General features: G+C 74.1%; 9 protein-coding genes. 4 read left to right on the top strand and 5 right to left on the bottom strand.

The features are described from left to right. Positions 1–47: 47 nt before the first annotated feature. The 4 genes from V5P93_RS18280 to V5P93_RS18265 all read right to left on the bottom strand — a co-directional run bounded on the left by V5P93_RS18280 (position 48) and on the right by V5P93_RS18265 (position 9,268). Positions 48–2,096, bottom strand: coding sequence for a tetratricopeptide repeat protein (locus V5P93_RS18280; RefSeq protein WP_181043707.1), 2,049 nt, complete (start codon positions 2,094–2,096; stop codon positions 48–50). A 10-nt stretch (positions 2,097–2,106) separates the two neighbouring features. Beyond that, the gene (locus V5P93_RS18275; protein WP_104481302.1) at positions 2,107–3,777 is read right to left on the bottom strand and encodes a phosphotransferase; all 1,671 of its coding nucleotides are present in this window, start codon (positions 3,775–3,777) and stop codon (positions 2,107–2,109) included. Between the two features lie 6 nt (positions 3,778–3,783). Beyond that, complete coding sequence (locus V5P93_RS18270) at positions 3,784–8,502, bottom strand: hypothetical protein (protein WP_146108215.1); 4,719 nt, start codon at positions 8,500–8,502, stop codon at positions 3,784–3,786. 265 nt (positions 8,503–8,767) lie between these two features. Next, positions 8,768–9,268, bottom strand: a complete 501-nt coding sequence (locus tag V5P93_RS18265; RefSeq protein WP_104481300.1) for a MarR family winged helix-turn-helix transcriptional regulator — start codon at positions 9,266–9,268, stop codon at positions 8,768–8,770. Between the two features lie 86 nt (positions 9,269–9,354). Here V5P93_RS18265 and V5P93_RS18260 point away from each other — a divergent pair, with 86 nt between their 5' ends. Further along, positions 9,355–10,584 carry an amidohydrolase family protein gene (locus tag V5P93_RS18260; protein WP_104481299.1) on the top strand — a complete coding sequence of 410 codons (1,230 nt, stop codon included), beginning with the start codon at positions 9,355–9,357 and terminating at the stop codon, positions 10,582–10,584. Positions 10,585–11,031: 447 nt separating this feature from the next. Then, entirely contained in the window at positions 11,032–13,224 is a 2,193-nt protein-coding gene (locus tag V5P93_RS18255) for an XRE family transcriptional regulator (RefSeq protein ID WP_104481298.1), read from the top strand. Here the strand turns inward: V5P93_RS18255 and V5P93_RS18250 are convergent. Continuing rightward, positions 13,221–13,376 carry a hypothetical protein gene (locus V5P93_RS18250; protein ID WP_181043706.1) on the bottom strand — a complete coding sequence of 52 codons (156 nt, stop codon included), beginning with the start codon at positions 13,374–13,376 and terminating at the stop codon, positions 13,221–13,223. The genes V5P93_RS18255 and V5P93_RS18250 overlap by 4 nt on opposite strands. A 158-nt stretch (positions 13,377–13,534) precedes the next feature. Here V5P93_RS18250 and V5P93_RS18245 point away from each other — a divergent pair, with 158 nt between their 5' ends. After that, a complete protein-coding gene (locus V5P93_RS18245) occupies positions 13,535–15,178 on the top strand; it encodes a thiamine pyrophosphate-binding protein (RefSeq protein WP_104481297.1) in 1,644 nt (547 codons plus the stop codon). Positions 15,179–15,251: 73 nt separating this feature from the next. Continuing rightward, the gene (locus tag V5P93_RS18240) at positions 15,252–16,133 is read left to right on the top strand and encodes an NAD-dependent protein deacetylase (RefSeq protein WP_104481296.1); all 882 of its coding nucleotides are present in this window, start codon (positions 15,252–15,254) and stop codon (positions 16,131–16,133) included. Positions 16,134–16,168 lie beyond the last annotated feature (35 nt).

The raw sequence follows: 16,168 nt of genomic DNA, 5'->3' as shown, positions 1-16,168 counted from the left end.
GTGGCGGGCGTGGTGACGCTCAACCTCGGCGGCGCGCACCGACCGCGCTACTGTCCACTTAGGAGCAGTCGTACCCGGGTGGCGCGGTGGTCGTGGAACTTCTCGAAGATCTCCAGTGCCCGCCGCCACGCCGCCACCGCCGCGTCCGTGTCCCCCGTCGCGTACCTGGTCTCCCCCAGCCGCTCCAGCGAGCACGCCTCGTTCCACTCGTCGTTGCGCGCCCGGTGGATCGCCAGCGCGCGTTCCAGGGTCTCCCGGGATCGCGCCAACTCCCCCGTCCGGCGCAGGATGATCCCCTCGTTGCGCAGCACCGACGCCAGCCCCCGGGAGTCGGACCGCTGCTCGAACAACTCGCGGGCGCGGGCGAACGCGGCCAGCGCCCGTTCGTCGTCACCCAGGTCCCGGTAGATCAGTCCCAGGTTCCGCAGCGCCCACGTCTCCCCCACCAGGTCCCCCGCCAGCCGCCACTCCCCCAGCGCGCGCTCGCACGACTCCAGCGCGGGCTCGAACTGGCGCAGCGCCCGCCGCAGGTCGCCCAGCCAGTTCAGGCAGGACCCGATGCCCCAGGTCCCGTCCACCGCGCGGAACGCCGCCAGCGCGTGCTCCAGTTCCACCACCGCCTCGGCCGGTTCGCCGCGGTGGCGGAACCCGAAGGCGAGGTCGTGGCGCATCAGGCCCTCACCGAACCGGTCCCCGGCGGTCAGCGCGCACGCCAGGCCCACCCGCAGCAGCGCGGTCCACTCCTCCCACGGCTTGCGCAGGTCGAAGTACGGCCACAGCGCGCCCGCCAGCCGCCAACCCAGCTCCGGCAGCCCCTCCCGCGCGGCCATCCGCACCACCGGCAGGAAGTTCGGGCGCTCACCGTCCAACCAGGCCACCGCGTCGTCGTAGTCGGAGAACTCCCGCCCCGGCTCGGTGCTCAGCGGGGGCCGCACCGGCCGCACGAACCGGGACGCCGCCTCCGCGGCGGCCAGGTACCCGGTGACCGCCCTGCGGACGGAGGCCCGGCGGCGCGCCGGTGCCTCGGTGGCGGCGCGGTCCTCGGCGTAGCAGCGGAGCAGGTCGTGGAACTGGTGCCGGTCCCGCCCGGTGGTCTCGACCAGGTGCGCGGCGGTGAGGGTGGCCATGGCCCGGCGGGCGCGCGGGAGAGGCAGGTCGGCGTACGCGGCGGCGGTGTCCAGGCTGAAGTGCGGACCCGGGTGGCGGCCCGCGGCGCGGAAGAGCCGGGCGGCGTCCGGCGGGAGGATGTCGTAGGACCAGGAGAACACCGCGCGGATCGCCACGGACTCCTCGTCGACCTCGAACCCGGCCAGGCGCGTGCGGGAGTTCCCGAGCTCGTCGGCGAGATCGGCGAGCGCCGTGTGCGGGTCGGAGACTAAGCGCTGGGAGACAATGCGCAACGCCAACGGAAGCCCGGCGCACAGGTCCACCAGGCGGGACAGCGCCGTGTCGGAGTCCGCGCCGGGCACGGCGGCGGCCAGCATGCGCGCGCCGCCCGCGCGGGTGAGGGGTCGCACCCGGACCAACGCGGCACCGTCCTCGGTGAGCAGTCCGGACAGCACGTTGCGACCGGTCACGACCACCGCGCACCCCGGCGCGCCGGGCAGCAACGGCCGCACCTGGGCCGAGTCCCGGGCGTTGTCCAGCAGCACCAGCACGCGCCGCTCGGCCACCAGCGACCGGAACAGCCCGGCCTTGGCGTCGAGGTCCACCGGGATCCGTCCGGGTGGGACGTCGAGGGCGAGGAGGAAGTCGTCCAACGCGGACGCGGGCGGCAACGGCCTGCCGTCGCGGTCGAAGCCGCGCAGGTTCACCACGAGCTGCCCGTCGGGGTAGCGGTGCTCGACCCGGTGCGCCCACCGCACCGCCAACGCCGTCTTGCCCACCCCGGGCGGACCGGTCACCACGCACAGCCTGGTCCCGTCGGCCAAGGCGGAGTCCAGTGTGCGCAACTCCCAGTCGCGGCCGGTGAAGGCCGGGGTGTCCGGTGGCAGCTGCCGGGGCACCGGGATCCGCGCCCCCGACCACACGTTCACCTCCCGCGCCCGCACCACGGATCCCACCTGCAGGACCGCGCCCGCGTGCCCCGTGACCACATTGCTGACCTCACCGACCATGGCCGGTGAGCGCTTCGGCGCCCGCGCGGAGCTGGTCGTGCGCGGCGACCAGGGCCAAGGCGCGCTTGGGGCCGGGCACCTCGTAGTGGTAGGTCGACCGCAGCAGGTACAGGCAGAAGGCGATGTGCCACTGCCAGCGGTGCGCGGCGAAGTCCACCTCGCTGGTCAGCGGCGGGCAGATCTCGCGCAGGTGCCCGGTGATCCACCGCAGGGCGGCCAGCGTGGCGTTGGTGGCCGGGCTGTCGGTGACCGCCACGAGGTCGGTCGACAGGTCCCCGACGGCGGCGGCGAGCGCGCGCCAGGTGGCGAACCCGGTGAAGAACAAGGACTCCGGGCCCTCGTCGACCACCCGGACCACGAGGTCGGCGACCAGTCGGGCCGCGTCGGTGGCCCAGTGCGCCGGGCCGAAGTCGCTGAAGTCGATCAGCATCGGGGCGGGGTGCCTGCCGGGCAGCAGGAGGATGTTGCCGCAGTGCAGATCGCCGTGCGCGTGGGTGCTCCAGCGCTTGTCGGGCCACCGCGGCACGTAGACGCCGGCGAGTCGGCCTTCCACGGCGTACGCGGTGAGATCGGCCCGCAGCCGGGTGGTGTCGCCGAGGCCGCCGCCGTCCGGTCGGGTGAGGACGGGGCAGAGCTCGTCGACGGCCCGCAGGACGAGTTGCCTGCGCCGCAACGGAAGGCGCAACGCGTCCATCGGGTCGCCGGACTCGTCGCGGGCGGTCGCCCAGTACATCGGCGACAGCGCCTCGGTGAACAGGGTGGCGAAGGCGTCCTCCGCCCGTTCCGGCGCGGGTCCGGTGCCCAGCCACTGGCGGGCGGTGGTCACTCCCCGCTCGCACACGGACCCCGTGGCCCACCAACCGTTGACCGGCCCGACCGCCCGGTGCGGCTGGACGACGAACCTGGACGACATCACCTTCGGCGCGCGCGCCGCGCGGGCGGTCTCCTCGCGCAGGCCGTCGAGGTCGCGACTGAGCTTGAGGACGTGGTGGGCGGTCGTCCCGTGCCGCAGCGGGGCCTCGGTGGCGCAGATCCGCGCCCCGGAGACGCCGGGCGCGAGGTGGCGCACCCGCACCACGTCGGCGGTCTCGTTGTCGGCTTCCAGGACCTGGCGGTGCAGTTGGGCGATGGTCGGGTTGCCGACCTCGTGCAGCAGCGTCACCACGGCCGGGTCGCTCTCGTCGACCACCACCCCGATCTCCTCGACGGTCCCGTTGTAGAGCAGGTACGTGCGGATGTCCGTGGCGATGGCCGCCGGGCTCGTCAACGGCGACTCGACGCTGAACTCCCACCGCCGCACCGCGGTGTTCGCGCCGAGTTCCATGGCACGCGCGAAGAGGCTGTGCCGGTGCCGGTCGCCCTCGCTGATGACGAAGACGTACGAGTGCGGCAGCGCGGCCCGGGCCAGCGCCACCAACTCCAGGCCGCGGGCCTCGTCGCCCCCGGTCGTGCGCTCGAACAGCAGGTCGATGACCAGCAGGTGGAAGCCGCCGCCCGCGGTCGCCCCGGAGATGGCGGCGTGCGCGGCGTCGGGGTCGTCGAGCATCGTCCAGTCGACCGCCCAGCCCTGCTCCCGCAGGTACTGGTTGAGCCGCGTGCTGACGCTCTTCAGGTTCTCGGGCACGTCGTCGACGATCAAACCCCGGATGCGGTGGACCATCTGGTGTCACGCTCCTCGCCACAGCGGAAGTGTCACGTTCGCGGTAAAAGTCCAGTCCTCGTCGTCCTCGGCATTGCCGACCAGGGAGCCGCCGAACGGGCGCAGCCGCTCGTTCAACGCGCGCAGCCCGCGGCCCGCGGGCCACCGCGGCCGGGTGCCGGTGTTGCGCACCAGCAGCTCCAGGAAGTGCTCGCCGAGCCGGTAGTCGACCTCGACGCGGGGCCGCTGACCGCCGGGGGCCGCGTGGTGGGTGATGTTGTCCAGCGCGTGGGCGACCACGGCCTCGAGCAGCGGTCCCGGGCAGAACACCCGCGCGGTGCGGCCGATGGGCTCACCCCGGTGCGCGGTGGGCCCGGGCGCGCGGGTCGCCAGCAGCCGCTCGACGTGGTCGGCGGGGCAGGTCGGCACCGAGCCCACCAGGCCGACCAGCAGCGCGGGGGCCTCGCCGTCGGCGTGCGGGTCCATGAAGACCCGGTGCCACCAGCGCAGCCTGCGCAGCAGCTCCTCGCGCGTGGCGCACCAGCCCGGGTTGGTCGGCAGCCACTGCCCGGTGACCTCGTGCAGCAGGTTCTGCACCTGGTGCAGCGCCGCGACGCCCGCCCCGTCGGCCACCGCGACCAGCGCCCGCTGCTCCTGGGTGCCGATCCGGTCGGCGACGTACTCGCCCTGCAGGATCCCGACCAGCGCGGGCAGGTTCGGCATCGCCTTCTCGCCGAGGTGGCGCGCGCACCGGTCCCAGTCCGCCAGCGCCTCCTTGGTGCGCTCGGGGGTGGGGCGCGCGCCGGGCAGGTCCTCGACGTGGTCGCGCACGCGCAGCAGGATCGACTCCATGTTGTGCGCCTCGACGTAGGGCTTGTAGTCCCGCCGCAGCCGGTGCCACGCCTCCTGCGGGTCGGTGGGCGCCGGGCGGTCCCGGTCGTCGAGGATCGAGCGCATCTGGTCGACCAGCGCCCGGTGGCCCGCGATCGACGCGGGGTCGCGGTCGTCGACCATCAGCTCGTCGAGCCGGTCGCGGCAGCGGTCCAGGCACAGCCGCAGCGCGTCGTGGTCCACCGGCGAGTCCACGGCGGGGCGCAGCGTCAGCCGGTAGCACTCCAGCAGCAGCTGGTTGATCATCACCGGTTCGTCCACGGTGAGCGCGAGCAGCCGGGGCAGCCGCCCCACCAGGTTGGCGGGGTCGGCGGCGGCGATCACCATGACGGCCTGGGCGCGCAGCCAGGCCAGCGCGGTGGGCGGCTCGTCGAGGATCGTCGCGCACACCTCGCCGAGCAGGGCGCGGGGGGCGGCGTGGCGCAGCGGGGGCAGCTTCAGCCACTGCTGCTCTGCGGCGATGAGCCGCACCAGGTTGGCCCGCGACCACGTGCCGCCCGGGCCGACGTGCGTGACGCGGGTGAGGCCGGAGAGTTTGTCCACCACCGTCTGGCGCGCTTCGGTGACCCGCAGCGCGCGGTCGAGCAGCGTGCGCCAGCGCAGGTAGTCGGCGAGGTCGGTGCCGTTGACTGGCACGTCGAACAGGTCGGTCGGCGGGGTGCCGAACCCCTCGCGCAGTGGCCGCAGCCGGGTCCGCTCGCGCAGCACGCGCACGTGCGAGCGCAGCACCGCCGGGGCGGTCCGGAGGTGCTCGTCGGCGCGGTCGCGGGTCTCGCACAACGCGCAGTTGCGCACGCTGAGGCCGGTGAGGCTGCTGTTGGCCAGGAACCGGACCTGCACCGGCACCGGCGTGCCGCCGTCGTCGGGGCGCATGGAGCTGAGGGCGAGCATCGCGTCGGCGTCGCGGTCGTCGAGCTGGTTGAGCGCCACGATCACCACCACCGCGGTGGCCCCCGCCGAGACGGCCAGGCGGATGAGCTGGACGATGGAGTTGCCGGTCAGCGACCCGGCGTCGACGGCGACGACCGCGCCCGGCGGGGCGTCGACGTCCAGCGCGGTCGGGTAGCTCCACCGGGTGCCCGCCACGGCGCGCGGCACCAGCCGCCGGTGGGTGACCCGGCGGCCGTCGGCGGCCAGGGCGTCGCCGACCAGGTCCAGCAGGGCGGAGAAGTCGTCGGGGGCCTCGGGGTACCAGATCTCGCAGGTGGCGAACGGGTCGGCGGACAGGCCCGCGCGCCAGAGCCCGGCGGTGTCGTCGAGCGCGCCGCGCACCGCGTCGCGCATCCGGGTGGCCACCGCCGGGGTGCGCAGCAGCCGGTCGAACCGCAGGTAGGCGCTGAAGTGCCGGTTGCGCGGCGCGCGGTCGAAGTGCCCGAGGCGCAGCCAGTCCGGGTCGCGGGCCAGCCAGCCGAGCAGGGTCTCCTCGTCGAGGTAGGCGCGGCGGGCCGCGCGCGGGCGCACCGGCTCCAGCAGCAGCGGGTCGACGTCGACCGGTTTCGGGCTCTCGGGGGTGGGACCGGCGCTGATGTCGACCGACACCAGCGACACCACCGGCACGTCGCGGTTGAAGATGCGGATCTGCCGGTCGTGGTCGCGGCTGTCGACGACGCAGGCCACCGCGACCACGACCGCCTGCCGGGCGGCGATGGCCGCGGCGGCCCGGCGCACGGTGTTCTCCGTGGACAGGATGTCCGCGCACAGCACGACTTCCGCGTGCTGCGGGACCTGCTCGCTGACCGCGACGCCGTCGAGGTCGAGCTCACCGGGCATGGCGTAGAACCGGCCGCCGATCCACAGGCACTCGCTGAGCTGGCCCGCCAGCGGCTCGGTGGCGGTGTTGACCACGCGGGCCACCGCCCGGTTCTCCGGTCCGTGCAGGTCCGCGCGTTCCTCGACCATGCGGGCCAGCACCCAGCCCGCGGTCGCGGTGCCGACCACCTCGTCGAGCAGGGTGCGGACCCGGATCCAGCGGTTGGTGTGGCGCAGGGTGGGGGTGCGGAAGTGGCCCGCCGTGACACCGGGTCCGGCGTCGCGGATGGTCTCGGCCAACCGGCCCCGCGCCCAGTGCCGCATGGCGTGCGCCGCGTCGCCGGGGGACACCCGCAGGGCGATCCCGGTGTCGGTCACCGACAGCAGGTGCGGGTAGCGGCCGAGCCAGGCGCACAGCTCCTGGTGCGCCACCTCGGACGCGCCGGTGCGGGACCGGAGCACCTGGTGGGTCAGCGCGCCGCCGAGTTCGGTGAGCGCGTCGAGCACCGCGCGCAGCCGCGCGGGTCCGCCGCACCACCGCGGCGTGCCGGTGGCGCCCATGACCAGGACCGCGCTGCGCGGCGCGGGCCACCACGACTGGGCGTCCTCGTGGGAGTTGATGCCCGCCACGCACAGGTCGAGGATGCGCACGCCCGCGTCGGGCAGCACCACGGCCAGCGGCACCTGGTCGGGGATCGCGCTCACCGTGTCCAGCACGCGGGCCAGGGCGGTCTTGAGGGCGCTGTCGGACAGCCGCGGCGGGGTCACCGGGACGACGACCACCACGCCCGCGCGGTTGTTGGCCCGCACCGCCTTGCGCAGGCAGGTCCGGTCCGCGTCGCCGATGCCGTCGGCGCCGTCGAGGTCGCACGGCACCACCGCCATCGGACCGTCGTCGTCCACTGTGGACGCCGGGCGCCCGCGCCACGGCTTGCCCCGGACCGGCTCGGGGGTGCCCGCGATCAGCAGCGACGCCTCGACCAGGGTGCCCGGGGCGACGAGTTGGTCGCCCTCGAACACGTGCTCCTCGGTGTCGGGGTCGAGGTAGGACTTGCCCGCGGTGGTGCCCGCCGTGGTCACCTGCACCAGGCCGCGGTAGCCGCTGGCCAGCCTGCCCACCCGCCACAGGCCGTTGCCCTCGCGGCGCACCGGCACGCCCGCGGCGTGCTTGCGGTCGAAGGCGGCCAGGATCGCGTCGCCCGCCTCGTCCGCCGGTGCCGAGGCGCTGCGCGCGACCAGCCCGGTGCCGGAGTCGCCCACCAGCAGGTCCAGCACCCGGCGGTCGCCGCCCTCGCGCAGCACGTCGGCCAGCGCCGCGCCCGACCGGGGCAGGTCGGTGCGCCGGGTCGCGTACAGGCCCTCGTTGACCAGGATCGCGGCCACCAGCGCGTACGGCGGGTCGGACGGGCCGACCCTGGCGTGCTTGCCGATGTTGTCCACCAGTTCCACGACCAGCGCGTGGGTGATCGCCCACGCGTCCGCCGCGGGCAGGCCCATGTCCGACAGCCGCCGGGTGATCCCCGCCAGGGCCTCCGGCAGGCCGAGGCCCGTGCCCGCGTCGTGGTGCAGCCACTGGAACGGCAGCACCCTGCGTTCCTGCGGCGCGCCGGGGAACCGGATACCGCCGTCGACCGGCACGGTGGCGGGGGTGGGCGGGGTTTCCGCGGTGGCGCCTTCCGCGTCGAGCACCGTCACGGCGCCCGGGGGCCAGTGCGGCGCGCGTAGTGCGTCGTCGAAACCGGAATGGCGCAGGAATCCGCGCGCTTCGGCGCGGGAGCGGGCCTGGCGAGCCGCGCGGCGCAGGAACTGGTCGGGCACCGGTGCCGCGCCGGTGTCCGCCAACCACCGGTCGCGCGCGCCGAACACACCCGTCGGCAGCACGACCGTGGCGCCGACCCCGTCGCGCACCGCCGCGTCGAGCAGCAGCAGGATCCGTGCCAGGGCACCGAGGTGCGCGAACTCCACGGCGGTGAGGTCCAACCACAGCCCGCCCTTGAGGACCCCCGGCCGCCACGCCCCGCTCTCGGTCAGCGGCCCGCCCCCCGACCCCAGGTGGCGCCGCCACGCCGCGATGGTCAGCCGGGTGGACAGGCGTATCTCGCTCACCATCCGCCGGTCACCGGCGCCGGTGCTCGCCGGTGGACGACGGTGTTCCGTAACGGGTTCGCCTTCCGCCCATGTTCTTTCACAGGTCGATAATCACCACAGTCCCGGCCGGAATGCAAGGCTCACCCGAATCCCGGAACAGGCGCGCCCGCCGACAAAGGGAGACAGCCGCCCGACCTGGGATTGGACATTTTTAGGACAGGTGGTGGCAATTTCAGCCGCAATTTCGAGTGGGCGGCCTGCCGATATCGGTTCAGCGGTCGATTCAGATGTCGTCGAGGGCGATGAGGACGTCGCGCAGGTGGCCGGAGGCCGACTCGGCCGTGGCGGGCGGGACGTCGCGCAGGAGCTTGACGGTGGCGCGGTTGACCGCGCGGGCGGCGGCCTCGGCGCGACCGGCGCCCGCGGGGGTCAGGCGCACCCAGAGGCCGCGGGCGTCGGTCTCGTCGGCGTCGCGCACGACCATGCCGGTGTCGGTGAGCCTGCGCAGGACGTTGCTGGTGCCGCCGGAGGTCAGCCGGAGGCGGGCGGAGAGCTCCGACGGGCGCAGCGTGAACGGGTCGCCCGCGGCGCGCAGGGTCACCAGGATCTCGTACTCGGCCTTGGTCAGCCCCAGGGCGGTGAGCTGGGCGACGGTGGCGGCGTCGAGCACGGCGGCCAACCGCGCGACGCGCTTGGCCAGGGCGAGGGCGGGGCCGTCGATGTCGGGCAGCTCGCGCGCCCAGGCGGCCACGATCCCGTCCGTCACGTCGCCACCGCTACCCATGGGCCGCAGTGTAGGGCTCTTGACGCACCGCGCCCCACGTCGTTACCTTTTTAAAAAGTTATCGACAAAGCTTCTTGGGAGGTCTCATGCGCCTGGTGCTGCGCGGCGGGTTCGTGGTGGCGGTCGACCCCGACATCGGGGTGCTGCCCGGGGCGGACGTGGTGGTCGAGCACGGGCTGATCACCTACGTCGGCCCGGACGGCGGTGACGGCGAGGTCGTCGACGTGTCGGGTCAGGTGGTGTTACCGGGGTTCGTCGACAGCCACCGGCACGTGTGGCAGGCACCCCTGCGCGGCCTCACCGCCGACCTCACCCTGGCGGGCTACCTACCGCTGGTCCTGGGCACGCTCGCGGGCCGCCACTCCCCCGACGACCTGCGCACCGCCACCCTCCTCGGCGCCGCCGAGGCCCTCGACGCGGGCATCACCACCGTCGTCGACTGGAGCAACCCCGCCACCACGGCGGACCACGCGGCGGCCGCCGTGGACGCCTTGCGCACCACCGGGATCCGCGCGGTCTACGCCTACGGCGACGCCGACGACGAAGCGACCATCCGCGCCCTCCACCGCGACCTGCCCGCGTCGACCACCAGCCTCGCGATCGCCACCCTGGGGCCGGACTTCGGCCCGGTCGAGGACACCGCGCGGCACCTCGCCCTGGCCCGCGACCTGGGCGTCCCCACCACGATGCACCTGCACGACGGCCGCGGCCTCGAGCCCGTCCTCGACGCCCTCGGCCCCGACACCCAACTCGTGCACGCCAACGCCCTACCGGACGCCCTGCTCGCCCGCCTGGCCGCCCGGGGCTGCCCCATCAGCGTCACCCCCTGCGTCGAGTCGACGATGGGGCACGGCCGCCCGATCCTCGACCGCGCCCAGGCCCACGGCGCCCGTGCGGGCCTAGGCGTGGACGTCGTCACCACGTCCCCGGCGGGCATGTTCGACCAACTCCGCTCGGCTCTGGCCCAACGCCGCCTGACCACCCCGTCCGCCACCGAAACCCACCCACCCGCCGCCGACCTCCTGCGCTCCGCCACCCTGGACAGCGCCGCCACCATCGGCCTGGCGAACCGGACCGGCTCCATCACGCCGGGCAAGCGCGCGGACCTCATCACCGTCACCGGCTACGCGGGCCTGATCAATGTCGCCCCCGACGTGGTCCCGTCCGCCGTCGTCGCCACCGCGACCGCCGCGGACGTCGCCAACGTCTTGGTGGACGGCCACTTCCGGAAACGCGACGGCAAGCTCGCCCACGACCTCCACCACTTCCGCACCGCAGCGGACGACCTGCTCCGCCGCATCTTCCCGACGGCATGACAACGCTGTTCGACAATCCGTCACGCCCATTGTCAGATACCGGAAACCCGGCGCGCGCACCCCGCGATTCTCCAACCTGCGACTCCGCGACGTTCAGTCCGAAGCGACGATGAGCCGCGGGGCGACGGGCGATCGTTTCCACTCGTTTACCGGGTCTTGACAAAACCGCAGGTCGCGGGCGTTTCCTCGAACGAAACACTTTCCCGACAAGAAACTCCTTCCACTTATCTCGACGCGGGTTCACCATTGTCTCAACCAGTCGACTGGCGGCCTCACCGGGGATCCACGGTAGGTCGAGTTGGTTAGTCGGTCCTCGTGGAAGGGAATAGGGAAATGCACACGCACGCTATGATCCTGTGGTTGAGCACGCTCTTCGGCTGAAATCGGGTGGTGCCCGGTCCGGCATGGGGGTCGGACCGGGCCTCCCGGCACACGGATGGGGCGAACATGACTGCGTTCGGACCGGAGTTGCGGCGGCGGCGGATGGTCGCGGGTATGACCGCGGCCGCCCTCGGCGAGGGGGTGGGGTTCACCAAGGGGCACATAAGCAAGGTCGAGACCGGGCAAACGCGGCCGACGGTGGCGTTCGCGGTCGCCGTGGACCAGGCGTTGGGGGCCGAGGGGGCGTTGCTGGGGTTGGCGGAAAGCGAGTTGATCGCCTCCCGCGCGCCCCGGCTGCCCGGGGTGTCGGGGTCCACGCGGTTCTTCCTCGGGCGGGAAAGGGAATTGGCGCGGGTGGCGGAGTTCCTGGACCGGCGGTCGGGCGGGGCCGTCTGCCTGCTGACGGGACTCGCCGGGGTCGGCAAGACCGCGTTGGCGCTCGCCGCGGTGGCCAGGGCGCGCACCGGGTTCCCCGACGGGTCCCTCTACCTCGACCTCCGGGGCGACACCCCCGGCGCGGCCGAGGCGCAGGCCGCCGAGTCCGCGCAGCGGTTGCTGGTGATGCTCGACGTCGAGCGCGTGCCCGCCGACCCGGACGCCCGGGTCGCCCTGCTGCGGTCCGTCCTGCACGGACGGCGGGTGCTGGTCGTCCTCGACAACGCCCGCAGCGCCGCGCAGGTCGCGCCGCTCATCCCGGACTCCCCCGGGTGCCGCGTCCTGGTCACCAGCAGGCGCAGGCTCGCCGCCCTCGACGAGGCCTGGCGGGTGCCGTTGGGGATGCTCAGCCAGCCCGACGGGGAGAGCCTGTTCCACGCCGTCGCCCGCGCGTCGGCCGAGCGCGGGGACCCGGCGGTGGGTGAGATCGTGCGCCGGTGCGGCGGGTTGCCGCTGGCCATCCGGATCGCGGCCGCCCAGGTGTCGGCGGGCGGGTGGACGGCCGCCCGGTTCCTCGACCGGATGGCGCGGGAGCCCACCCCGCTCGACGCGCTCGACGACGGCGAGCGCAGCGTCGCCGCCGCGTTCCTGCTCTCCTACCGCGCGCTGCCCGTGCGGGCCCAGTTCCTGCTGGGCCTCACCGCGCTGCACCCGCCCGCCGCGCTCACCCCCGGCGCGGCGGCCGCCCTGGCGGACCTGACCGTGCCCGAGGTCGAGCGGCTGGTGGACAAGCTGCACGACGCCCACCTGGTCACCCGCGCCGAGGGCGGCGACATCGAGGTGCACGACCTGGTCCGCGCGTTCGCCGAGCGGTACGTGCTGCCCGAGATCGGCGACGAGACCCGGGAGGCCGCCTGGTTTCGGCTCGTCGACCACGTCCTGGGCACCGTCCTGGCCGCCGACGAGCTACTCGAACCGCACCGGACCCGGCCCGCGGTCGAGGTCCACCGCCCCCGGGCGCTGCCGTTCGCCGACGCCGCGGGCGCGCTGCTCTGGTTGCGCGCGCACACGTACACGCTGGCGCGGCTGACCGAGCTGACCGCGGGCACCGACCGCTGCTGGGAGCTGGCGATGGCGCTGCGGCCGTTCTTCTTCCACGACAAGCTCTTCGAGCCGTGGGTCGCCACGCACCGGGCCGCGCTGCGCACCGTCGAGGCGGCCAAGGACCAGGCCGCCGCCGGGCGGATCCTCAACAGCCTCGGCATGGCGCACATCGAGTCCGGCAGGCTCGACGAGGCGGCCGACTGCCACAGCCGCGCCGCCGTGCGGTTCGCCCAGGCGGGCGATGACCACGGGGAGACCGACGCGCTGTCGAGCCTGGCCTGGGTGCGGCTCTACCAGGGCGTGCCCGACGAGACGGCGGACGGTCTGCGGGTCGCGTTGGACGCGTACCGGCGAACCGGGCGCACCCGCAACGTCGTCATCGCCCAGCGCGGGCTCGCCCTGGCGCTGACCGCGATGGGGCGATTCGACGAGGCCATGGAGCTGGCCCGCGCGGCGAAGGACGCCGCGCAGATCCCCGTCGACACCGCGATGGGGCTCAACTGCCTGGCCTGGGTGCACTTCCGCGCGGGGCTGCCGGAGGACGCCGCCCGCGCCTACACCGAGGCCGCCGACCTGGCCGAGCGCGCCGGGAGCCGGTACGAGCTGGCCCGCGCCCTGACCGGGCTGGCCAACGTGGCCGCCGAGCGGGGCGAGCCGCGGCTGGCGCTGGAGCTGTGGGCCACCGCCGACGCGCTCGACATCGGCGTCAACCCGGTGGTCGCGGGCGAGGGCGGCGCACGGCTCGCGCTGGAACCGGAGGCCCGGGCGGCGGTCGACTAGAACAGCACGACGAGCAGGAGGATGACCAGCACGGCGATGACGATCCCGGCGAGCGGCAGCAGGCGCGACCGGCTGCGGTGGTGGCTGCGGACGGTGGTGGTGCGGAACCAGCTGCCCGGCACTCGACGGCGGTGGCGGCGGACCCATTCCATGGCTTCTCCCGACCTCGACCGACACGGAACGCGTCTTTCAGGTTAGGTCGGACCCGCCGATCCCGCTGATCACGCGGAGGGGAACTCGAGGTTGACGTTCGTCCCAAAGGGCGAACAAGCTATCCCACAAACGGGTGATGGAGAGTTACGGTGGGCCGATGAAGCCCATCGAAGCGCTGCTCGCGGTCCTGCGCGAGGAACGCGTCACCAAGGTTTTCGGCAACCCGGGCACCTCGGAGCTGCCCTTCCTGGACGCCCTGGTCGACACCCCCGACATCGAGTACGTCATGGGCGTGCACGAGTGCGCCGTCGTCGCGATGGCCGACGGCTACGCCCGGGCCACCGGCAGGCCCGCGTTCATCAGCCTGCACATCGCCGCGGGCCTGGCGAACGGGCTGATCGGGCTGCTCAACGCGGGCCGGTCGCGCACCCCGCTGGTGGTGACCGCCGGTCAGCAGGACCGCCGCCACCTGATCCAGGACCCGATGCTCTCCGGTGACCTCATCGGGCTGGCGCGGGCCGCGGTGAAGCAGACCTTCGACGTCCAGCACGCCCACGACCTGCCGCTGCTGCTGCGCCGCGCGTTCGCCGCCGCGGTCGCGCCGCCCGCGGGTCCGGTGCTGCTGTCGATCCCGATGGACCTGCTCGCCGAGGACGTCGACGTCGACCTGCCCACCCGCACCACCTTCGCCCCGCTCGGCGCGGCGGGCGGCGTGGCCGAGGCGGCCCGGATGCTGCTCGACGCGGCGAACCCGGCGATCGTGGCCGGGGACGGCGTCGGCCGCGAGGGCGCGACGGCCGAGCTGATCGCGGTGGCCGAGGCGCTCGGCGCCACCGTCTTCCACCAGCCGATGCACGACGCGGTGGACTTCCCGTACGCGCACCCCCTGCACGCCGGGCCGCTGCCGCCGGTCAACGCCGCCGTCAACAAGGCGCTGACCGGCCACGACGTCGTGTTCATCGCGGGCGCGCACGCGTTCAACCCGCACCACTACACGCCGGTCTCGCCCATCCCGGAGTCCACGGCGGTCATCCAGCTGGACTCCGACCACGCCGAGCCGGGCCGCAACTTCGGGGTCGCGCTCGGGCTCGTCGGCGGCATCAAGGCGACCCTCGGCCTGCTCGCCGACGCCATCGGCGGCCCGGCGCCGCGGGCGGCCGAGCGGGTCGAGGCCTCGGCGGCGCGCCACCGGACCCGCGTGGCGGAGCACGACGCGGCGGCCCGCGCGGTCTACGGCCCGGCGCCGTTCGACCCGTTCGCCGCCGTGCACGCCATCGTGGCGGGGCTGCCGGAGGACGTGGTGGTCATCGACGAGGCCATCACCAGCGGTGTGCTGTTCCGCAAGGTCATGAGCTTCGACCGCCCCGGCGGCCTGGTGCACACCGTCGGCGGCGGCCTCGGCTGGGGCGTCGGCGCCGCCATCGGCACCGCGATGGGCACCGACCGCCCGGTCGTCGCCCTGCTCGGCGACGGGTGCACGATGTTCGGCCTCCAGGGGCTGTGGAGCGCGGCGCGGGAGCAGGCGCCGGTGACGTTCCTGGTGATGAACAACGGCGAGTACCGCACGCTCAAGGACACTTTGGACAGCTGGCACAGCCGGGCGACCGTCACCGGGAACTACCCCGGCCTCGACCTCACACCGTCCAGGTTGGACTTCACCAAGGCCGCCGAGTTCTTCGGCGTGCCCTCGGTGCGGCCGACGGACCTGGCGCACCTGACGGAGATCGTCGCCAAGTCCACCCAGTCCGCCGGGCCGCTGCTGGTCGACATCCCCATCACCGGTCACCCCTCGCACGCCTGACGGCCCCCGGGTCCCGCACCGCGCGGGACCCGGGGAACCCTCCCCGCGACGCGGGCCCACGTAAGGTGGGTCCATGCGCACACGCCCCACGCTGAGCTGGACCGCCGTGGGGGCGCCCCTGCCCAGGACGACCAGCCTGGACGAGGTGGTCGACGTCGTCGGCCGGGGACGGGTGGTGGTGCTCAGCGGGGCCGGGCTGTCGACCGAGTCCGGCATCCCCGACTACCGGGGCGCCGAGGGCAGCCTGCGCAAGTACACGCCGATGACCTACGACGAGTTCGTCGCGGGTTCGGACGCGCGCAGGCGCTACTGGGCCCGCAGCCACATCGGGTACCGCGTGATGGCGAACGCCGAGCCCAACGACGGCCACCGCGCCGTCACGGACCTGCACCGGGCGGGCCTGGTCACCGGCGTCATCACCCAGAACGTCGACGGCCTGCACCAGGCGGCGGGCACGCCCGGGGTGATCGAGCTGCACGGCGGCCTCGATCGCGTCACCTGCCTGGGGTGCGGCGCGGTCACGCCCCGCGCGGCCCACGACGAGCGCCTCCGCGCCGCGAACCCCGCGTTCAGCTCGACGGCCACGAGCATCAACCCCGACGGCGACGTGGACCTGCCCGACTCCGCCGTGCGCGCCTTCCACCTGGTCGACTGCCCCGCCTGCGGCAGCGACGCGCTCAAACCGGACGTGGTCTTCTTCGGCGAAAACGTCCCGAAACGCCGCGTGGAGCGCTGCAACTCCCTCGTCGACGACGCGGCCGCCCTCCTGGTGCTGGGCTCGTCCCTGACCGTCATGTCCGGCCTCCGCTTCGTCCGCCGGGCGGCGTCGAACGGCATCCCGGTCCTGATCATCACCCGCGGCCCGACCCGCGGCGACACCCACGCCGCAGTCCGCGTGGACCTGCCCCTGGGCCAGGCCCTCACCGCTCTCGTGGCGCGCCTGTCCACTATTTGACCGATTTCTCGAATCCGCGAGCGTACCGAGAGATT

This window comes from Actinokineospora auranticolor, assembly GCF_041897805.1.
GTDB lineage: Bacteria > Actinomycetota > Actinomycetes > Mycobacteriales > Pseudonocardiaceae > Actinokineospora > Actinokineospora auranticolor.
This window is presented reverse-complemented; position numbering and strand designations above follow the sequence as displayed.